Origin of the sequence: Selenomonas sp. GACV-9, from assembly GCA_900116485.1 — a bacterium.
GTDB classification, from domain to species: domain Bacteria; phylum Bacillota; class Negativicutes; order Selenomonadales; family Selenomonadaceae; genus Selenomonas_A; species Selenomonas_A ruminantium_G.
On sequence record FPAX01000004.1, the window covers coordinates 1 to 21,204 of the forward strand.

General features: G+C 54.0%; 19 protein-coding genes and 1 riboswitch. All 19 genes read left to right on the forward strand.

What is annotated here, in order from left to right; translation table 11 throughout:
* The first annotated feature begins 339 nt into the window (after positions 1–339).
* The 19 genes from BM322_RS05255 to BM322_RS05345 all read left to right on the forward strand — a co-directional run bounded on the left by BM322_RS05255 (position 340) and on the right by BM322_RS05345 (position 21,178).
* Positions 340–951, forward strand: a complete 612-nt coding sequence (locus BM322_RS05255) for an AAA family ATPase (protein ID WP_075428866.1) — start codon at positions 340–342, stop codon at positions 949–951.
* Positions 952–1,011: 60 nt separating this feature from the next.
* Positions 1,012–2,433, forward strand: a complete 1,422-nt coding sequence (locus tag BM322_RS05260; protein WP_075428867.1) for a glycoside-pentoside-hexuronide (GPH):cation symporter — start codon at positions 1,012–1,014, stop codon at positions 2,431–2,433.
* Between the two features lie 134 nt (positions 2,434–2,567).
* Entirely contained in the window at positions 2,568–3,731 is a 1,164-nt protein-coding gene (locus tag BM322_RS05265) for a DNA polymerase IV (protein ID WP_075428868.1), read from the forward strand.
* Positions 3,732–3,811: 80 nt separating this feature from the next.
* A riboswitch (molybdenum cofactor riboswitch) is annotated at positions 3,812–3,935 on the forward strand.
* Positions 3,936–4,014: 79 nt separating this feature from the next.
* Positions 4,015–5,046 (forward strand): molybdopterin-binding protein, encoded by a 1,032-nt coding sequence (locus BM322_RS05270; protein ID WP_075428869.1) that lies wholly within the window; start codon positions 4,015–4,017, stop codon positions 5,044–5,046.
* A 12-nt stretch (positions 5,047–5,058) separates the two neighbouring features.
* Positions 5,059–6,258 carry a molybdopterin molybdotransferase MoeA gene (locus BM322_RS05275; RefSeq protein WP_075428870.1) on the forward strand — a complete coding sequence of 400 codons (1,200 nt, stop codon included), beginning with the start codon at positions 5,059–5,061 and terminating at the stop codon, positions 6,256–6,258.
* A gap of 21 nt (positions 6,259–6,279) precedes the next feature.
* Entirely contained in the window at positions 6,280–7,269 is a 990-nt protein-coding gene (gene moaA / locus BM322_RS05280; RefSeq protein WP_075428871.1) for a GTP 3',8-cyclase MoaA, read from the forward strand.
* Between the two features lie 3 nt (positions 7,270–7,272).
* Positions 7,273–8,205 carry an MOSC domain-containing protein gene (locus BM322_RS05285; protein WP_075428872.1) on the forward strand — a complete coding sequence of 311 codons (933 nt, stop codon included), beginning with the start codon at positions 7,273–7,275 and terminating at the stop codon, positions 8,203–8,205.
* Between the two features lies 1 nt (position 8,206).
* Entirely contained in the window at positions 8,207–9,313 is a 1,107-nt protein-coding gene (gene mobB, locus BM322_RS05290) for a molybdopterin-guanine dinucleotide biosynthesis protein B (RefSeq protein WP_075428873.1), read from the forward strand.
* Between the two features lie 249 nt (positions 9,314–9,562).
* Positions 9,563–10,390 carry a formate dehydrogenase accessory sulfurtransferase FdhD gene (gene fdhD, locus BM322_RS05295; protein WP_075428874.1) on the forward strand — a complete coding sequence of 276 codons (828 nt, stop codon included), beginning with the start codon at positions 9,563–9,565 and terminating at the stop codon, positions 10,388–10,390.
* A gap of 148 nt (positions 10,391–10,538) precedes the next feature.
* On the forward strand, positions 10,539–13,556 hold the full coding sequence (gene fdnG, locus BM322_RS05300) for a formate dehydrogenase-N subunit alpha (protein ID WP_075428875.1): 3,018 nt from the start codon (positions 10,539–10,541) through the stop codon (positions 13,554–13,556).
* Positions 13,557–13,580: 24 nt separating this feature from the next.
* Complete coding sequence (locus BM322_RS05305; protein WP_075428876.1) at positions 13,581–14,441, forward strand: formate dehydrogenase accessory protein FdhE; 861 nt, start codon at positions 13,581–13,583, stop codon at positions 14,439–14,441.
* Between the two features lie 35 nt (positions 14,442–14,476).
* Entirely contained in the window at positions 14,477–15,262 is a 786-nt protein-coding gene (locus BM322_RS05310; RefSeq protein ID WP_075428877.1) for a 4Fe-4S dicluster domain-containing protein, read from the forward strand.
* 1 nt (position 15,263) lies between these two features.
* A complete protein-coding gene (locus BM322_RS05315) occupies positions 15,264–15,953 on the forward strand; it encodes a formate dehydrogenase subunit gamma (protein ID WP_075428878.1) in 690 nt (229 codons plus the stop codon).
* A gap of 151 nt (positions 15,954–16,104) precedes the next feature.
* Positions 16,105–17,640, forward strand: a complete 1,536-nt coding sequence (locus BM322_RS05320; protein ID WP_318254541.1) for a methyl-accepting chemotaxis protein — start codon at positions 16,105–16,107, stop codon at positions 17,638–17,640.
* Positions 17,641–17,814: 174 nt separating this feature from the next.
* Positions 17,815–18,414, forward strand: a complete 600-nt coding sequence (locus tag BM322_RS05325; protein WP_075428879.1) for a hypothetical protein — start codon at positions 17,815–17,817, stop codon at positions 18,412–18,414.
* Positions 18,415–18,734: 320 nt separating this feature from the next.
* Complete coding sequence (locus tag BM322_RS05330; RefSeq protein WP_075428880.1) at positions 18,735–19,145, forward strand: transcriptional regulator GutM; 411 nt, start codon at positions 18,735–18,737, stop codon at positions 19,143–19,145.
* A 44-nt stretch (positions 19,146–19,189) separates the two neighbouring features.
* Positions 19,190–19,744: a PTS glucitol/sorbitol transporter subunit IIC gene (locus BM322_RS05335; RefSeq protein ID WP_028129868.1), complete on the forward strand. Its 555-nt coding sequence runs from the start codon at positions 19,190–19,192 to the stop codon at positions 19,742–19,744.
* 20 nt (positions 19,745–19,764) lie between these two features.
* Complete coding sequence (locus BM322_RS05340) at positions 19,765–20,754, forward strand: PTS glucitol/sorbitol transporter subunit IIB (RefSeq protein WP_075428881.1); 990 nt, start codon at positions 19,765–19,767, stop codon at positions 20,752–20,754.
* A gap of 55 nt (positions 20,755–20,809) precedes the next feature.
* On the forward strand, positions 20,810–21,178 hold the full coding sequence (locus BM322_RS05345) for a PTS glucitol/sorbitol transporter subunit IIA (RefSeq protein WP_075428882.1): 369 nt from the start codon (positions 20,810–20,812) through the stop codon (positions 21,176–21,178).
* The last annotated feature ends 26 nt before the right edge of the window (positions 21,179–21,204 follow it).

Below are 21,204 nucleotides of genomic sequence, written 5' to 3' on the forward strand. Positions count from 1 at the left end.
AACTAAGTCCGTAGTTCTGGTCGTACGGTCCATTCAGCGGAAACAGAAAAAGTACTACCCCGTGAACCCCGAGCTGCGTACTATCAGGATTCCGTTCCGCACGCACTGACAGACAAACTGCAATTTATTATATTGTAGGAATCGTACATCACTGCAATCATAGAATAAACTGAAAATTACTACTTTTATAAAACATATTGCATTATCTACAAAACACGCTATAATAATAGATAAAGAAATCGTTTTCTATTAGTTCATGCGAAAAAACGATTTCCGGGAACTTCCTATTTTTTTTGGAAAGACTAGAAAACGTTTACATGAACAGAGGAGGAATTTTCTATGAGTGATTATCCAGTGATTACGATCAGCCGCCAGTATGGTGCTGGTGGCCGTGAGCTGGCCGGTATCCTGGCAGAAAAGCTTGGGCTCAAGCTTTATGATCGGCAGATCGTCCATATCGCAGCGGCCAAGCTCGGTATCGACGACCTCAGCGAGGAAGAGCTCTTGGAGATGGAGAACAATGTCAAGCCGTTGTCCATGAGCTTTATCCCGTTCCATTCCTTTGGCACGCATATGGGGGAAAGCAGTCAGGGAATGTTCTTGTCGGAGTCGGCGGCTATCCGCAAGATAGCCAAAGACGGTCCGTGTATTTTCTTGGGCCGCAGCGCTGATTATGTCCTGCGTAAAAATGATAACGTTTTCTCTATTTTCGTCTGTGCCGATGACGAGTATCGGGAGGAACGTGGCAAGACGGTCTATGGCGGCAAATCGCTCAAGGAACTTGACCGCGAGGATGCCAAGCGTGCGCGTTACTACAACTATTATACGGGGCGTACCTGGGGAGAAGGTCAGAACTATGATGTAGTTGTCAATACGAGCCATGATTCATTGGATGCTATTGCGGATGGCCTGATCACGTATATGTGTGCGGCCAAGGGGATCCAGCAATAATCAATCATCATAACGGATTTGTTTTTTGTCAGAAAAACTATCAATGGGGGGCATTTCCTTATGTCAGAGAAAAAAAGCAGTATGTGGCCACGCATTGCTTATGCCTGCGGAACCTTTGGCCATGATGTGTTCTATGCCATGCTGGGCACGTACTTCATGATTTTCGTCACGAGCAACCTGTTCCGTTCGGAGGATGCGACGCGCGATGCCTATATGATCGGTATTGTCACGACGATAATCCTCGTGCTGCGCATCGCGGAGCTCTTTATCGATCCGTTCATCGGCAACATCATCGATAAGACCAAGACGCGCTGGGGAAGATTCAAGCCATGGGTTCTCGTCGGTGCATTTGTCGCCGCTATCACGCTGGCATTGCTGTTTACGGACATGGGCGGTCTGGCTGTCACGAATCCGACGCTCTATCTTATCGTTTTCGCTATCGTCTATTTCATCATGGATGTATTCTACTCGGCCAAGGATGTCGCTATCTGGTCGATGATCCCGGCCCTGTCCTTTGACTCGCATGAGCGTGAGATCACGGCGACGATTGCCCGTATCGGTTCGGTATTCGGCGGTCAGCTCATCACGGTCATCGTCATGCCGGTTGTCCTTTATTTCTCGCTGAACCAGAATGGCGGCGCCGGCGATCCGACGGGTTGGTTGGCCTTTGCCTGCATCGGCGGCGGCATCGCAACTCTCGGTGCCATCATCCTGGGCCTGGGTACGAAGGAGCAGGAGTCGGCGCTGCGTGAGAACAAGACGGATACGTCGGCTAAGGATGTATTCAAAGTCCTGACTCAGAACGACCAGCTGCTGTGGATGGCAGTTGCTTATCTTGTCTTTGGCCTTGGCCAGAATATCGTCAACAACTTCAACCTGTACTACTTTATCTATGTTATCGGCGATGCAACGAAATTCTCGATTCTCGGTATCATCAATGTCGTCATCGGCCTGCTGGCTGTGGCGCTGTTCCCGGTGCTGACGACGATGTTCAGCCGCCGTAAGCTGTTCCTGTCCTCGATTGCCATCATGGTGGCAGCTCTGGCTATCTATTTCATGGCAGGTACGAATGTCACCATGGCCCTCATCGGCGCTGGCCTGTTTGCCCTGCCGCAGCCGCTGATCTTCCTGGTCGTCCTCATGACGATTACGGACTCGGTTGAGTATGGCCAGCTCAAGCTCGGCCATCGTGATGAGGCAGTCTGCCTCTGCGTGCGTCCGCTCATCGATAAACTTGCCGGCGCTGTCACCAGCGGCATCATCGGCATGACGGCCATCTGGGTCGGCATGACGGGCAATGCCACGGCTGCGGATATCTCGGCGCCGAATCTGCTCAAGTTCCAGCTCATCATGTTTGCGGCACCAGTCGTGCTGCTGATCCTGGCTACCTTCATCTATCGCGCTAAGGTCACGCTGACCGAAAGCGAGCATGCGCGTATCGTCGAGGAGCTCGAGGAGCGCTGGGAAGAGATTCATGTTTAAGTTTCCCCTGAGAAATCCCCAAGATTCTCATACCCTATAACCTAAGTTAAGGAAGAACCCCGAAAAGGTGTTTGCTTTTTCGGGGTTCTTTCTATATAATGAAGGCACGAAGAGAAATGAGAGGAGGATGGCTTGTGGAACGGTTGGTCATGCATGTGGATATGGATGCGTTCTTTGCGTCGGTGGAACAGAACGATCATACTGAGTATCGCGGCAAACCGCTGATTGTCGGCGGCCTTGCGGGCCGTGGCGTGGTGTCGACCTGCTCCTATGAGGCCCGTCGGTTCGGCGTCCATTCGGCGATGCCGATGGTGCGCGCCCAGCAGCTCTGCCCGCAGGGCATCTTCCTTACGGGCAATTACCAGCGCTATGCGGAGGTATCAGCGGCCATCTTTGCGATATTTGCCCGCTACTCGCCAGTCATCGAGCCGCTGTCGATCGATGAGGCTTTCCTCGACCTCACCGGCATGGAGCGCATCATGGGGACGCCGCTAAGCTATGCGAAAAAGCTCAAGGCGGAAATCAAGGCGAAGACAGGCATCGTGGCTTCGGTGGGCATCGCACCGAACAAGTTCCTGGCTAAATTGGCTTCAGACCTCGATAAGCCTGATGGCCTTGTCATCATCACCAAGGAGACCATCAGGCAGGTTCTCGACCCCTTGCCGGTGGGGCGCATCTGGGGCGTGGGCCGCAAAATGAATGCGCAGCTGGAGCAGCTGGGTATCCGCACGATCGGGGATCTCTATGGCACCGATTACGACAAGCTGTATCATCACTTCGGTGAGCATACGGCGCGTCATCTCTATGAACTGGCCCGCGGGCGGGACAATCGCAGTGTAGCGCCCCGTGAGCGGGCCAAGTCCATCGGTAAAGAGGTGACCTTCACCGAGGATCTCCAATGCGCAGAAGATGCGGAGCGCGTGCTGCTGGACCTTTCCTGCAAGGTGGGCTGGCGCCTGCGCAAGGCTGGCGAGAAAGCGCGGACAATTCAGCTCAAGCTGCGGCTCTCACAGGGATTCAAGACATATACGCGCAGCCGCACATTGCCTGAGGCAACCTGCTATGATGAGGAAATCTATCATACGGCCTGCAGCCTTTTCCGCGAGTTGCGGATCTTCCGCGGCATCCGCCTGCTCGGTGTCAGCGCCGGAGGCTTTGACGATGGTGCTGAGCTCAATCTGTTCCACGACGAGGCCAAGAAGGAGAATCTCTATGCGGCCATCGACAAGATCCGGGCGAAGTTTGGCGAAGGGGGCATTACGAAGGCCCAGCTGCTGCGGAAGGATAAACAAAAATAATTACTATAAATATGTTCTATAAGAGAGTGACAAAAATCATAAGCATTTTGGCAGTTTTTCGTGTATAATAATAGTAAGTGAAAAAATATCGACTCCGAGCGAAAATATCTAAGGCATGAGCAGATACGCTATGATATTTAGCCGGGGCCCCGGGGGAAACGCCGGGACCTTCCTGATTTGAAAAGGAGTTCTAGGCTGCATGACAGGTGGAGACTATCCTTTTCGTAGGGATAGTCTTTTTTGTTTCGGGATTTCTGGTGGATATGATAGGAGAGTAAGCCATATGAAGGAAATGAAAACCGTAGATGCTGTGGGACAGATCCTCTGCCATGATATCACGCAGATCATCAAAGGTGTGACGAAAGATGCTGTATTCCGCAAGGGGCATGTGATTACGGAGGAAGATATCCCGGTGCTGTTGTCCGTGGGCAAGGATCATATCTATGTCTGGGAAAACGATGACACCGTCCTGCATGAGAATGATGCGGCCGAAATCCTGCGGCAGCTCTGCCAGAATGAGTACATGACGGCCTCGGAGCCCAAAGAGGGCAAGATTGAGCTCACGGCAACTGTTGACGGCGTCTTCCAGGTTGACGAGTCAAGGTTTGACGATGTCAACGAGCTTGACGATGTGACGATAGCCACGCTGCCCCAGAACATGCCGGTAAAGGCGGGCCAGAAACTGGCGGGCATGCGCGTGATCCCGCTGGTCATCAAGAAGGACAAGATGGAGCAGGTCAAGAAAGTGGCTGGCGATAAGCCGCTCCTACGACTGCGCCCCTATCAGAAGGACATCAAGGTCGGCGTGGTGACGACGGGCACCGAGGTCTTCCTGGGCCGCATCGAGGACACCTTTACGCCGGTCATTGCGGGCAAGCTCAAACCCTTTGGCCTGAAGATCGACGAGCACCGCATCACCGATGATGTGACGGAGCATACCCGGGATGCTATCCGTGAGCTCGTGGATCTTGGCATGGATATGATCATCTGCACGGGGGGCATGAGCGTCGATCCCGATGACCGCACGCCAGCGGCCATCCGCGATGCTGGTGCCGATATCATCACCTACGGTGCACCGGTACTGCCGGGCGCTATGTTTCTGCTGAGTTATTTGGAGTATGAAGGCAGAACCATTCCCGTTATGGGGTTGCCGGGCTGCGTCATGTATGCGGCCCGTACGGTGTTTGACCTCATATTGCCGCGAGTCATGACTGGCGAGCGCTTGACCCGCCGTGAGATTCGTCATTTTGGTATTGGTGGTCTCTGCATGAACTGCAAGACCTGTCATTTCCCGGTTTGCGGGTTCCAACACTAAGGAGGGAGTACGATGCAGGATATTTCTCTGGAAAAAGCCATAGATATGCTGTTGGCCCAGGTTGACAGGGTCCGTGAGGCTGAGGAGGTTCCCTTGATGGAGGCCTTGGGCCGCCAGCTGGCCGAGGATTACATCGCACCTTTCGACAATCCACCCTTTGACCGGTCACCACTTGACGGCTATACCTTTGCGGCCCAGGCGACGGCTGGGGCGGATAAAGATCATCCGGCCCGCCTGACCATCATCGGCGAGGAATGCGCCGGCCAGTATTTTGACCAGTCAGTGCCTGTTGGCTCTGCGGTGCGCATCATGACGGGCGGGGCGATTCCCGCTGGCTGCGACTGTGTCGTGCGGCAGGAAGAGGTCACGGTCACTGGCGATACGCTCTGCGTGCCGTATGAACTTCATCATCATGAGAACTACTGCTTTGCTGGCGAGGATATCCGCAAGGGAACATTGCTGGCCAAGGCGGGGACGCGGCTTACGGCAGCGCATCTCGGAGCGTTTGCCAGCATGGGCTTGGCGGCGGTCAAGGTCATCCGCAAGGTGCGCGTAGCCATTGCGAGCACGGGGGACGAGCTCCTGCAGCCAGGAGACCCCTTGGCACCGGGCAAGATCTATAACAGCAACCTCTACAGCCTCAGCGGCAGATTGCGCGAGCTGGGCTTTGAACCCGAGGTGCTCGGCATCCTGCCTGACGATGTCGATGCGGCTGCTGCTGAGATTGCCAAATGGCAGGACAAGGTCGATCTGTTCCTGACGACTGGCGGTGTGTCCGTGGGCAAGAAGGATATCATGCACGGTGTTGTCGATAAGATTGGCAAGCGTCTTTTCTGGCGCGTCTGCATGAAACCAGGCGGCCCGTCGATTGCCTATACCTTTGGCAAGACGCTCGGCATTGCGCTTTCGGGCAATCCCTTTGCGGCCTATGCGACCTTTGAGCTCATCGCGCGGCCTGTGCTCGTGGAACTGAGCGGCGAACAGGATCTTGCCGTGCGACATGGGCAGGCGGTGCTTACCGATGCCTTCCCGAAGGCCAGCAAGGGGCGCCGTTTCATCCGCGCCTATCATGAGAATGGCAAGGTGCGTCTGCCCCAGCAGCATGCCTCGGGCAGCTTGTTCTCGGTGGTGGGCTGCAATGCCTTTGTCGCGATTCCGGCGGGCACCGATCCGCTGCCGGCAGGGACGAAGGTCGATATCATCTTGTTGTGAGTACAGGCGGTGTTTTCGAGTATGATCGATCAGTATCAACGCAAAATCGAATATGTGCGCATCTCGCTGACGGATCGCTGCAACCTGCGCTGCCGCTACTGCATGCCTGAGGCTGGCATCGAAAAGCTGCACCATGAGGATATCCTGACTTTTGCTGAGATCCTGCGCGTGGTGCAGGCCTTGGCAGCGCTTGGCGTGCGCAAGGTGCGGCTGACAGGCGGCGAGCCGCTGGTGCGCCGGGGGATTGTTGACCTTGTGAGGGCTATCCGCAGCGTGCCAGGCATTGAGCAGGTGGTGCTGACGACCAATGGCGTCCTGCTCGACGAGCTGGCCGGGCCGCTGGTGGCGGCGGGACTAAGCGGTGTCAATATCAGCCTTGATACGCTGCGCCCGGATGTCTTTGCCGAGATCACGCGGCGGCCGCTCTTTGAGCGGGTAGAAAAAGGCATCGAAAGCTTGCAGGCCCTGGGCCTTACGGATATCAAGTTCAACTGCGTGCCGATTGCCGGTGTCAATGAAGAAGAGATACCGGCCTTGGTGGGACTGGCACGTGACCGGGCGGTCAAGGTGAGGTTCATCGAGCTCATGCCCATTGGCTGTGCCTATGAGGTCGGCTATAAGGGCGTAGCGATGGACAGGGTACGCGCTCTTATCGAGCGCGCCTACGGGCCGCTGAAGGCCGCAGGCATAAAGGCAGGAGCCGTCAATGGCCCAGCCGTATACTATCGGCTTTCGGGCTTTAAGGGCGAGGTTGGTTTCATCGATGCGATGGAGCATAAATTCTGTGCCTCGTGCAACCGCGTGCGTTTGACGGCGGAAGGATTCTTGAAACTCTGCCTCAATGCGAAGACGGGGATCGATATCCGCAAGCTATTGCGTGATGGCATCAGTGACGACAATCTGCGTCTGGCCGTTTATCATGCGATCTATCATAAACCCGAGGAGCATTTTTTCCTCGCTAAAGATAATGACGCCCGCGACAGCCGGGCTATGGTTCAAGTAGGAGGCTAATCAATGGGAAAGATTCAGGCGCTTTGCGTCAGTGAGAAGAAGGGAACGTTGAAGGTACCAGTAGACACTGTCGTATTTGAGACAGAATGGGGCGTCGCTGGCGATGCTCATGCGGGCAAGTGGCATCGCCAGGTCAGTTTCCTGGGACTCAAGGAAATCGAGGATTTCCGCAAGCTTGGCGTTGATGTGAAGTTTGGCTCCTTTGGTGAAAATGTCGTGGCGGAAGGGTTCCGGTTCAAGGAACTGCCTGTCGGCACGCGGCTGCGCGCTGGCGAGGCTTGGTTTGAGATTACGCAGATCGGTAAGGAATGCCATAAGGGCTGTGCCATCCGCGAGCAGGTCGGTGATTGCATCATGCCCCGGGAGGGTGTCTTTGCCCGCGTCCTGCATGGCGGCCGCGTGACTGTCGGCGATGAGCTGGTGCTGGTGCCAGCTGGTGAAAAGCTGCCCCTGGATGCGGCCATCATCACGGCCAGCGACAAGGGCAGCCGCGGCGAGCGCGTCGATAAGAGCGGTCCGAAGGTCAAGGAAATGCTGGAGGCAGCTGGCTATACGGTGGCCGAAATGACTATCCTGCCCGATGAGCAGACGGCCCTGGAAGATAAGATGAAGGAGTATGCTGCCCGCGGCATCGGCCTTATCGTCACGACTGGCGGCACGGGCTTTTCGCCTCGGGATATCACGCCAGAGGCGACGCTTTCAGTCTGTGAGCGGCTGGCACCGGGAATCCCCGAGGCCATGCGGGCACTGTCGATGAAGGTCACGGCGCGGGCCATGCTGAGCCGCGCCCAGGCGGGTATCTGCCGCCGCAGCCTCATTGTCAATCTGCCGGGCAGCGCCAAAGCTGTGGAGGAGTGTTTGGGTTTCGTCCTGCCGCAGCTGCAGCATGGCATCGAGATCCTGCGCGGCGATGCAGGCGAGTGCGGACGGAAATGATATGGATATTTCAGCGATAAGCCTTCTGGTCATTGCGGGCGGTCAAAGCTCGCGGATGGGGCAGGACAAGCGCTGGCTGGAACTTGACGGGACAGCGATGCTCGAGCGCCTGCTGCGCAAAGCCCAGCGCCAGTCCTTTAGGCAGAGGTTCCTATGTGTGGAGCGCGAGACGCCGGAGCTTTTGGCTCTGGCCGGGCAGTATGATTTTATGCTGTTGGCCGATGAGCAGGCAGGCGTTGGCCCGATGGAGGGGCTGCGCTGCGGCCTTGCGGCGATGCGGACGGCCTATGGCATGGCCGTTTCCTGCGATATGCCGTTTTTTTCGTTTTCGGCGATGCAGCCTTTGTTGGATATATTGACGGACACGGCGGATTGGCAGGCGGTACTGGCTGAAGCCGGGGGACGGCGGCAGCCGCTGGCAGCCCTCTATCATCGCGACATGGCTGTGCGCTTTGCTGACTCGCTGGCTGCTGGCGAGCGCAAGCTCGGCAAGGTTATCGCTGGGGCATCTCATCAGCTGGTGCCTGTACCGCGCGTCAACTGCTTTTTCAATGCCAATACGCCTGCGGATATGAGGCTGGCCCGCGGGCGGCTGGCCAACAGCCGGCGGGAAATCCCGCTGGTCACAGTGGCAGCACCCGTGTCGAATACTGGCAAGACGACCTTTATCGAGCGGCTGATTCCGCGTCTTGGCGTTCAAGGGATACGCGTGGGTGTGGTCAAGGGCGACTGCCATGGCTACGATGTCGATGTGGAGGGCAAGGATAGCTGGCGGTTTACCCAGGCTGGTGCCGATGCAGTGGCCGTGGTGTCGCCGGATGGCTACTTCATCCAGCGCCGGACGGCCAAGCGGGCCTCGCTGCTTTCGGTGGCGGCCAAGATGGAGAGCGTAGATCTCGTGTTGATCGAAAGCCGCAGCCATGGCACAGTGCCCAAGCTGTCTCTCTGGCGCGGATTGGGAGAGCCGCTGATCGATGCAGACACTGTGGCCTTGTTTGCTGGGGAAATCCCGCAAGCAGTAAAGGATGAGCAGGTATATTGCTATGGCATCGACGATATTGCCAGGGCGGAGCAGCTGGTCAGATTCCTTATGGGGAAAGACTTCTAAGCGACTTGTCAGACTTTTTGCTGTTGCCTTATCGACGCTGGGACAAATGACACAAAAATCAATAATGATAAGATTATCTTTATTTATAACCGGCCTTTGGCCGGTTTTTTTGTCGTTTGCCAATGGACAAAAACTTTGTTACCATGGCTATGGCGATGACGGATTTCGTCTTGTTGTGATAAAAGTCGTCGCCAGAAACAAGACGAAAGGATAAACTGATGCCGGAAGTTTGATTAGGAGGCGTTTGCTATGCAGCCAAGAGATACAGAGCTTATCGATTTCCCTGTGACGCGTTACGATGCGCAGCAGGGGCAGATCGTCGAGGACCACAAGTATACGTCCATCGAGCGCTATCTGGACATCTATCTCAACGGTGTCTTGCTTACGACCTCCTTTTGCTCGCCAGGGGATCTGGAGGATCTGGTGACGGGCATGCTGGCGCAGCTGGGATATATCCGTAACGTCAGCGACATCGAGGGGCTCAGCATTGATGAGAAGGCCTTTACGGTCCATGTGGAGACCACGGCGGCTGCCCAGCAGTGGGCGGCTCATGCCGCCGAGGATCCGCGTTACTATTCGGCCCGTGAGATCCTGGACTGCGCTCCTGAGCGCATCTTTGCCCGGCCTCGGGCGGTGCAGTTCGTGGCCCAGGATATCCTGGCTTGCGCGGACAAATTGCTGTCGGAGCTGGCGGCTACCCACGAGAAGACCAATGGCGTGCACAGCGGCATCCTCTACGACCAGCGGCAGCGCCGTATCCTGGTATTCCGCGAGGATATCGGCCGTCACAACGTCTTTGACAAGCTCTATGGCTGGTCGCTGCGGCAGGGGATTGACCTTACGGATAAGATCATCATTTTCAGCGGCCGCTGTTCCTCGGAGATGATGCTGAAGCTTGGCCGTATGGGCATTGGCGCCGTGGCTGCTAAGTCGGTGCCGACCACGCTGTCGCTGCGGCTGGCAAAGAAATTGGGGATTACCTTGGTGGCGCGGATGCGTCCCGGGAGCTTCTGTATCTACACGAATCCTGAGCGGATTATCGTCGCGGATGCCCCACGGGTAGAAAAAGAGGCATAAAACGCTATATTATTTTTGCATAGAATCATAAATGTAACATATTGATTCTTTATAGTCTTATGCTATATTGAATAGTTTTTATTTATGTAACATTGTTGATTTTATAGATACAAGAAATGGTTTTAGGAGACTAAAGGAGGAAGTTTTGATGAATTTGAGCAGGCGTGACTTCTTGAAAGCCACAGGTCTCAGCGGCATCGGCCTTGCCATGGCCAGCCTGGGACTCGACATGCCGAAGGTCAAGGCTGCCGCAAAAGAATTCAAGCTCAAGGGGGCACGGGAGTTTACCTCGATCTGCCACTTCTGCGCTTGTGGTTGTGGCGTCATCGGCTACGTGAAGGACGATAAACTCATCCAGCTCGAAGGTGCTGTTGACAGCCCGATCAACCGTGGTGCTCTTTGCAGCAAGGGATTGGGCTATGGCCATATCCCAAACTCAAAGGAGCGTCCGCAAAAGCCGCTGTACCGTGCACCGGGCAGCGACCACTGGGAGGAAATCAGCTGGGAAGAGGCTATCGACAAGGCTGCTCATGCCATGAAGAATGCCCGTGAGAAAGGCTGGAAACAGACCGAAGAAATCGATGGCAAGACCTATGAGGTTCGCCGTACCGATGGTCTGGCCTTTATCGGCGGTTCCCAGATCAACAACGAGGAATGCTATCAGAATATCAAGATGGCCCGGGCCCTCGGCGTTGTCTATATCGACAACCAGACCCGCGTCTGTCACGCCAATACGCCGCCGGCTCTGGGCGCTGCCTTTGGCCGCGGAGCCATGACGAATCCCTGGGCGGATATCAAGAACACGCACCTCATCTGGATTGAGGGCTCGAACCTGGCCGAGTGTCACCCGATGGGCCTCAAGAATGTCATGGCTGCCCGTGAGAAGAACGGCTCGAAAATCGTCCATGTGGATACGCGCTTTACGCGTACGTCGAAGATTGCTGACGATTTCTTCCAGGTACGTCCGGGCACGGATATCGTCTTCATGGGCTATATCATCCATGAGATGCTGGAATCTGGCAAATTCAACAAGGAGTACGTCCTGCAGAACACCAACGGTGCCTGCCTGCTCCGCGATGACTTCAAATTTGACGATGGTCTGTTCTCAGGCTATGATCCGGAGAAAAAGGCCTATACCAATACGGAGACCTGGGGCTATGCCCTCGGTGCCGATGGCAAACCCCAGAAGGCTAATGACCTCTTTGCCCCCAATACGGTTATGTCGCGGCTCAAGGAATTCTACAGCCGCTACACCCTCGAGATGGTGGAAAACATCACGGGCATGAAGGCTGAGGATGCCAAGCGCGCCGCTTCCATCTGGATTGAAAACGACAAACCGGCCATCATCATGTATGCTCTCGGCATGACCCAGCATACGGTGGGCGTACAGAATATCCGCTGCTTTACGATCATGCAGCTCTTGAAAGGCAATGTCGGCATCCCCGGCGCAGGCATCATCGCGATGCGCGGGCAGCCAAACGTTCAGGCATCCACGGACTTTGGCATCGAGTTCAATATGCAGCCGGGCTATCTCGTCCATCCGACGCATAAGACGCCGGACCTCAAGTCCTGGACCGAGGCTTATGGTACGTTCCGCCGCAAATGGTATGTCAATATGACGAAGGCCTGGTTCGGCGAGCATGCTACGCCGGAGAATGGCTATGGCTTCGATTATGGTGCTATCCGCAACGGCAATCATCCGGATTCCATCTATGCTATCTTTGAGGATGCCTGGAAGGGCACGATGCATGCGCTTTATCTCTGCGGCCAGAACCCGCAGATGACGAATGCGAACCTCACGATGGTCCATGATGGCCTTTGCAAGATGGATTCGCTTATCGTGCAGGATATTTTCGTTAACGAGACGGCGGAGTTCTGGAACCGCCCGGGCGACAACCCGAGCGAGATCCAGACGGAAGTCATCTTCCTGCCGGCTTGCTCCTATCTTGAGCGCGAGGGCACGATCACGAACTCCATGCGCCTGATTCAGTGGCGTATGCAGGGACCGAAACCGGTGGGCGAATCCAAGCCGGATTACCTGATCAACGACATGCTTTGGAAACGCATCCGCGAACTCTACAAAGATTCCACGGAGAAAAAGGACGAGCCGATCCAATACATGTCTTGGAATTATTCCCAGGAAAACTACATCGAAGACGTCATGAAGGAAATCAGTGGCTACAACGTGGCCACGGGTGAGCTCGTCAACGGTATCGGCGAACTCAAGGACAACGGCGAGACGGCTTCGGGCATGTGGATCTATGCCGGCTATATCAGCCGTGAGGGCAACCGCACGAAACGCCGTGGCCAGGAAGATCCAGGCGATATCGGCATCTTCCCGCAGTTCGGCTGGGTATGGCCGGATAACATCCATATCCTCTACAACCGTGCCTCCTGCAACCCGGACGGCACGCCGAAGGATAAAGAGCATCCGCTGGTTTGGTGGGATGCAGCCGCTGGCAAGTGGACGGGCTACGATGTACCGGACGTTGGCAACCGCACGGCTGGCCCGGATACGCCGGACGGCCAGAAGCCGTTCCGCATGAACGGCGAAGGCATCGGCCGCCTCTTTGCTGCCACCTATAAGGACAAGAACCCCGATGGCATGACCCGCGATGCCTCCTCGACGCCAGTCGATGGCCCACTGCCGGAATTCTACGAGCCGGTCGAAAGCCCGACCCACAATGCACTGCATACGAATGAATTGGCCCAGTTCAATCCCTGTGTCAAATATCCGCGCGTTCCGGAAAAACAGCCGCTGGGCACGAAGGATAAATTCCCGTATGTGCTGACGAGTTCGGGTATTGCGGAGCACTGGTGCTCCGGTACGGTTACGCGCAACATCCCGTGGCTAAATGAGCTGGTCAAGGAACCGTTTGTCGAGATCAGCGAGCAGCTGGCCAAGAAACTCAGCATCAAAGAGGGCGACAAGGTAAAAGTAAGCTCGGCCCGTGGTGCTGTCGTGGTCAAAGCCATGGTCACGAAACGCGCGCAGCCGCTTACCGTCAACGGTGAAGAGACGCATATGGTCTGGATGCCGTACAGCTGGGGCTTCAAGGGCCTGGCAAAGGGACCTAGCACCAACTACCTGACCATCGATGCCCTCGACCCGAATACACAGGAGCAGGAATTCAAGGCCTGCCTGGTCAACATCGTGAAAGCATAATCTGTATGATATTAGGAGACTTTTATGAAAACCGCCAAGAAATCACCCATGGATGAATATCTGAAGAAACACCCTTTCCTCGCGGAAACGGCTAACTTGCAGCTTGCTATGGAGAAAATCCTTACAGGTGCAGTCTCGCCGGTTTCCTTTCCTGAAAAGGATGACATTGCAAATCTCGTCAAGGACGGCATGCCGCTTTTGCAGCAGCCGCAGCTCCAGCGTACCATGGTCAAGGTGGCCGCAGTGTCGCTGGGGGATTGTCTTGAGGCCCTCAAGGACATCGAGGCGCCGGAAATGATGAAAGCCGCCCTCAATGCTTGGCAGAGCTGGACGGCGGAAGCTGAACTCACGGAAATCCAGCAGTTCTTCGACTATCTGCTGCGGCAGGAAGATGCGGAGATCCAGAGCTTTGCTGCAGACAATAAGCTCAATGAAGCGCTGGTTCGCACGCTGGGATGGCAGCTGGTCGAAGTCTTGGTTCCCGCCGAGCTCAAAGACCCAGTTTTCTGGCAGGGAATCGGCTGGAAACGTAATTACTGCCCGGTCTGCGGGCGCCAGCCGGTTCTCGCGCAGCTGCGCAAGGAGCAGGAGGGCCGCGCCCGTGTGCTGGCCTGTGACGGCTGCCATACGGTCTGGCCTTATGCGCGCATCGGCTGTGTCTACTGCGGCAACGACGATCTCAAGGAAATGCATATCCTTGAGCCCGAGGGCGAGGCTGCTATGCGCCTCGATGTCTGTGACAAATGCCATGCTTACCTCAAGACATATAATGAGGAAGGCGAGGAAGAAGTTTATTTGCGGGATTGGGCGACAATCCATCTCGATTTTCTCGGTGAGGAGAAGAGTCTCCAGAAAAAAGGAAGCGTAATGCTCGCTAATGCGTAAAACTGTGTATTTGCGAGTATGAAAGGAGAACTATAATGGCACAAGAAATCGCTATGCTGCATGATGTGGCACGCTGCAGCGCCTGCCGTGCCTGCATGGTCGCCTGCAAGCAGTGGCACGACCTGCCGGCCGATATGTCAACGCCCTTTGAAGGACAGTATCAGTCCCATAAAGAGCTGACCCCGACGACCTGGAATCTCATCCAGATGAACGAGCGCGTGGATGCTGCGGGCAAATTCCACTGGGACTTCTTCAAGCGCCAGTGCATGCACTGCGCTGACCCGGCCTGCGCCAAGGGCTGTCCCGAGGAAGCCATCGACAAGCTGCCCAATGGTGCTGTCGTCATCGATGAAGAAAAATGCGTGGGTTGCGGCTACTGCACCCATAACTGCCCCTTTGATGTACCGAAGGTCAACAAGGAGACCAACAAGTCCACGAAGTGTGACCTCTGCTTTGACCGCATCGCGGAAGGCATGGAGCCAGCCTGCTCGAAGACCTGCACGGCTGACGCTATCCGCTTTGGTACGAAAGAAGAAATGCTCCAGCGCGCGGAAAAGCGGGTGGAAATCCTCAGACAGGAAGGCTATCCGGAGGCCAATGTCTACAACCCGCAGGGCGTAGGCGGCATCCATATGCTCTATGTACTGCCAGAGAAGCCGGCGGTCTATGGCCTGCCGGAAAATCCGCAGACGCCGGATTCCATCAACCTCTGGAAGGATGTCGTGCGTCCGCTCGGCAAGCTGGCCGGAGCTGGTGCCATCGTTGGCGTGCTGGGTATGGCAGCGCTGAAAGGCATGACCAGCAAAAAGGAGGGGAAATAAGATGCTCGTAAACAAGAAATACATCAAGCGTCATAAGATGGGCTTTGTCTATTTCCATTGGATCAATGCCATCAGCTTCTTCCTGTTATTCCTGACGGCGCTGCCGCTCTATACGGATACCTTCCGGTTCTTGTATGACATGTTCGGTGCCGCGACGCTGCAATACGCACATCGCGTTTTTGCCGTCATTTTCATTGCTAATCCGATTATCGGTCTGGTAACGGCTCATGATGGCATCCGCCGTCTGGTCAAGGAAGTCCTGAGCTTTGGCCGCGATGATATCGTCTTCAACCAGAAGTTCCCGGCTGAGCTCATCGGCAAGGAACCCGAGGGCATCCCGCCTCAGAGCTTCTACAACGGCGGCGAGAAGATGAACATCCTGCTGCAGGCTGTCATCTGGGGACTGCTTGTCATTTCAGGCGCCGTGCTCTGGTTTGGCGAAGGGCTTGTGAGTCCTGCCATCCGTACCTGGATGATTCCTCTGCACAGTATTTGCGCAGGCTTCGGTTTTGCTGCTGCTATCGGTCATATTTATCTGGCGCTGGGCGTCAATCCCGATTCGATGCAGGGCATGTGCGATGGTATGGTTAAGGCCAGCTATGCGGCCAAGCATCATGGCAAATGGATCGATGAACTCGTGGCTGAGGGCAAAGTCACGCGTGAAGAAATCAAGCAAGCTGTGAAAAATTAAAAAACACAAGGAAACAGAAAATTCTCACACAGGCGTGATAAAAGTCACACCTGTGTGAGAATTTTTTTGTTATACTGTTGGCAGGTATAACTAACGAGAGACAGGGAAAGGGAGCGTGAAGGAATTGAATCAGCAAGAGACAATTGCATATTTGATTCAACGGCTTTTGGCACGGGTATTTGCCATTGTCGTTGGTGTAGTAGTTATCGTAGGGATTAGTTTGTACCTGTTTACAAGTTATGTTGCGGTGGTGAATGATGCCGGTGTCGTGCGCGGCGGTTCCCAGCGCATTGTCAAGCAGGTGCTGGCCGGCGCTGATGCCAGCCAGACGACACAGAAGATCGAGGGGTTGCTCAAGGATCTGGGCAGCCGGGTGCATCTGGGCAGCTTCCCTGGCAAGCGCGATGCGGCGGAAACCTATTGGCAAAACGAGGTGAAGCCGGCGATTGCCGAGTATGAGCAGACGAAGAACCCGGCCCATCTGCTCGAGGTCAGTGAAACGTATTTTGGCAAAACCAATGAGATGGTCGAGGCTGCACAGACCTTGGTCGACGTGATGGCGGTACTGCTGTATGTACTGCTTGCGGGCTTCATTGCTGCGGTAGGTCTGGTACTGCGCCGTGTCTATTATACGTTCCAGGAGCGCGTCGTGAATCCGCTGGCGGCGCTGGAAGACAGTGTCAATAAGCTGGCCAATGGCCATATGACACAGAAATTCAGCTATCCGCGCCAGGATGAGATCGGTGCTCTGTATGAGCTTTTGAACAAGATGCGCACGGCCATCCTCGGCTATGTGCAGGACATCGAGAAGAACCTCAATACGATGGCCGCTGGTGATCTCGTGACGACCACCGATATGAAGTATATTGGTGACTATGAGCCGATCCAGCGCAATATCAACCATATCCGCCAGACACTTTGTGCGGAAATGGAAAGCATGGGCGATATGGCTGAGCAGGTAGCGGTAAGCTCTGGTGAAGTATCGAAGGTTTCCCAGAGCTTGGCTGAGGGCGCAATGTCGCAGAATGAAAGCGTGCAGAATCTGCAGGACAAGATTCATGCAACGATGGCGGAAAACGCCAAGGTGGAATCTTTTGTTGAGCAGGCGCGTGAGTCAAGCCGGCTGACAAATGAGAGCATAGAGATGAGCCGTAAGCAGATGGATAACGTAGTGGCTGCGATGCATGACATCAGCGCCGCTTCGGAGGAAATCCGCTCGATCCTGGGCACGCTTGACGAAATCACCGGACAGACGGCACTGCTGTCGCTCAATGCTTCGATTGAGGCCGCTCGTGCTGGCGAGGCTGGCCGTGGCTTCGCTGTGGTCGCAGAGGAGGTACGCAAGCTGGCTGAGCAGTCGGCGCTCAGCACGCAGAATATCCAGGATCTTATCAACAAGGCTTTGGCCGCTATCGACAGCGGTACGAAAGTCGTAGGTACAGCGGCCGATTCGCTGTCGGGAATCACCGAAAATACTGAGGCTGTCGATAAGGTCATCGAGCAGCTGCGTCAGCAGAGCTTAGAACAGCAGAATATGATGGAGCAGGTGAACAACCTCTCCCGCGATATCCTCGGCGTTGTCACGGACAACTCGGCGGTTTCTGAGGAGTGTGCGGCATCGAGCAATGAATTGTCGACCTTCTCGGATTCGCTCAAGGACAGTGTTGGCAAATTCCGCACAAAATAAGCGATTTATGTAGAAATATGTAAAAAAATCCCCTGCGAAAGCAGGGGATTTCGTTTTGATAGCGAATATTATAAGTTACCAATAGAAGTACCATGAAGTGATTCAAATCGTTGATTTTTCCAAGAACTGCTCAAGGAAGACAGTCAAAGTATTACGAAGAAAGGAGGAAGAACGATGATTTGCAGAAAATGTGGCAAGGTATTGGATGAGGGCGTAAGATTATGTCCCTTCTGTGCAGAACCGGCTGATGATAAGGAAGAACAGCCGGCAAGCGAAAAAGTGAAGCTCAAAGAGCTGGCAGCGGTGCCTGCGGATAAGGCACGTCTGCTTCAGGAGCTGAAGCGGCTGCGTGAGTATTTCCTGCAGAACCGCGGCAAGTATGGTGTCATGGAAGATCTCTGGCTCATGCAGATGAAATGGCAGGCGCCATCACTTATGCATTGGATGCTGGGCGGCTGCCTGGCTACCGTGGTGGTGTATATGATGCTCTATGGTGCAGGTCTTATGCCGCAGGTCGGCTGGTCGTTGTTCTTCATCCTCTGGGGAATCATTACCTGTGGCGGCTATATCCGTTCCGGGCGTGACTACGAGGCGCGCCGGCTGAAGTTCCGCCAGGATTTGCAGGTGGTGGAAAATGATGTACGCCAGTATTATAACAAGGCTGACTCCTGCTTCCTGCCGCTTGATTACTCTGATCCGCGGGTAATCGGCGAATTGATTGACGGCATCAAGGCCGGATCCATCCAATCGTTTCAAGATTATCGGATAAGCTGAAAAAGCTGTAGATGAAATGCGTGGGCATTTTATCTACAGCTTTTTTTTGCCTGATTTTACTAGGGGATATGTTGTTTGGGGAAGATATGCACACTTTCACATATTATATATTTTTATCACATAAGTGAAAATACGAGCGGAAAAATAAGGAAAAACGATGTTTTTTACGAGAAAATGATAAAAAACTATTGAAGTATACGAGGAAATAAACTAATATCATACCTGTAAACAGCTTGTAAAGTTGATAACAAATCACAAATGTGAAGGTTATCGATAGATAGCGCGCGTTATGATTTTGCTGTGGAAAGGAGAATTTGACTATGGGCTGGATGATTTTACTAGCGGCAGGAATGTGGGTGTTACAGTTGCTGCTGGGACTATGGCAGTTTGGTCGTTTCAACAAACATTTGAAGGAGCTGAGGTGTTATGGCCGGGTAGCCTGTGGCAAGGCCAAGGGTGGCTTTCGGGCCGGAGCGGTGGCGCTTATCTGCATCAATGAACAGGCAGAAATCGTGCATGCTGAAACGATGGCTGGCCGCACAGTGTTTGCTGGTTTCAAGGAATTGCCAGCCCTGAGAGGTAAAGTTCTTCCTGCAATAACTGAAGAGGATTGTGAGGGGTTAGGAAAGCAGGTGACAGCGGCGGTGCTGAACGCCCGTCAGGATTACGAGAATTATCAAGAGTTGCAGCAGGAGCAGCATGCAGAAGAAACGGCAGCTCTGGCTGAATGACCGCAGCTTTCAATACAGAGAATGAAGAGGAAAGAAGGTAAAAAATGGACACATTGATTTTTTTCGCACAAGGCTTTATCGGTATGTTCAATAAAGGTGGAGAGGTGCTCACCGGTTGGGTGACTGGAATTATCCCGACGCTTATCTGCTTATTGGTGGCGATGAACTCCATCGTTCTGTTGGTAGGGAATGAGCGCATTGAAAAGTTTGCCCATCTCTGTGCCGGCAATATTTTTAGCCGTTATATCTTACTCCCAGTCGTGGGAACGTTCTTCTTCTGCAACCCGATGACTTTGTCACTGGGGAAATTCATGCCGGAGTATTACAAGCCTTCTTATTATGCAGCTGGTTCAGCTTCCTGTCATACGCTGAACGGTTTGTTTCCTCATGTAAATCCCGGCGAGCTTTTCGTGTTCCTGGGGATTGCCAATGGTGTATCGGCGCTGGGATTGCCGACGGTAGATTTGGCTCTGCGTTACTTTCTTATCGGTATCGTGATTAACTTTCTGCGCGGCTGGGTAACCGACTTTACTACGGCGTATGTACAGAAACAGCAGGGGGTAAAACTTTCGAAGCAGGTTGTCGCAATCAAGTCTTGATGATATAGGGGGAAAATGAAATGGCAGAATATAAAACCGTAGTTGTTTCGGCTGGTTCCGGCGGCTTTGGCGGTCCGCTTACCCTTGTGCCGACAGAAACGAAAAATAAGATTGTCAACATTACTGGTGGCGTGATTTCGCCTGTATCCATCCGTTTGGGGGAAATGACGGGCTGTGAAGTTGTGGATGGCTTTAAAACGCGGGTACCTGAAGAAGAAACGCTGGCTGTGGTTATTGATTGTGGTGGCACGCTGCGTTGTGGAATCTATCCGCAGAAGCGTATTTTCACCATCAATTTGAATCCTACCGGACCGTCCGGCCCTTTGGCACAGCATATCAAACCGGATATTTACGTATCGGCAGTCAAGGTGGACAATATCGCATTCGGCGATGGTGAAGCTGCACCGGCATCCCTTGCAGAACCGATGAAGAAACCCAAGTATGATACCAGCAAAAAGATATCCCAGCAACAGGCAGAAGGCAGTTTGATGGCCAAAATCGGTCAGTTTATGGGCGGTATCGTATCCATATTCTATCAGGCTGGCCGTGATTCCATTAATACGATGATCAAGACCATTCTGCCGTTCATGGCTTTTGTATCCATGCTGATCGGTGTTATCCTGACCACGGGCATCGGCGATGTGATTGCCAATCTTTTGGCCCCATTGGCCAGTTCGCCAGTAGGCTTGGTTATCCTGTCGCTTATCTGTTCGTTCCCATTCCTCTCGCCATTCCTTGGTCCGGGCGCTGTTATTGCTCAGGTTATCGGCGTGCTCATCGGTGTGGAAATCGGCAACGGTCAAATTCCGCCGGCATTGGCATTACCTGCTCTTTTTGCCATTAACGCCCAGTGCGCCTGCGACTTCATTCCTGTAGGTTTGGGGCTGGCTGAAGCAGAGGCGGAAACGGTAGAGGTTGGCGTACCTTCCGTACTGTATTCGCGTTTCATCACGGGGCCGATTGCCGTAATCCTGGCCTGGATGGCTAGTTTTGGTCTGTATGAAGGTTAATAGGATTTGTTATCAAAGACTTATTTAAAGTAAGAAAAATTCAGGGGGTCTTACAATGAAGAAGTATTATAGCACTACGGTGCAGGAACTAGGCGTAAATGTTCATTCCTTTAAAGATGCCAAAATGCTGATTATGTTCAATGAGAACGCACCAGAGGAACTGCGTGAATATTGCATTCTCCATCGAGGCAATAAACTGGAGGACAAGGTACAGCCCGGCGATATATTCAAGCTGGGCAGTGCTGAGTACAAGATCGTCTACGCCGGCAGCGAAGTGCAGAAGAATCTTCGCGATTTGGGCCATATCACCCTGCGCTTCAATGCCAATGAAGAAGGGGAAGGCCTGGAAGGCAGTCTCTATCTGGAGGATAAACCCATCGTAGATGTGGTGCCTGGCGATGAAATTTCTATTGTAAGACCGTAAAGGATTGTAATTTAGGAGATGTTTCG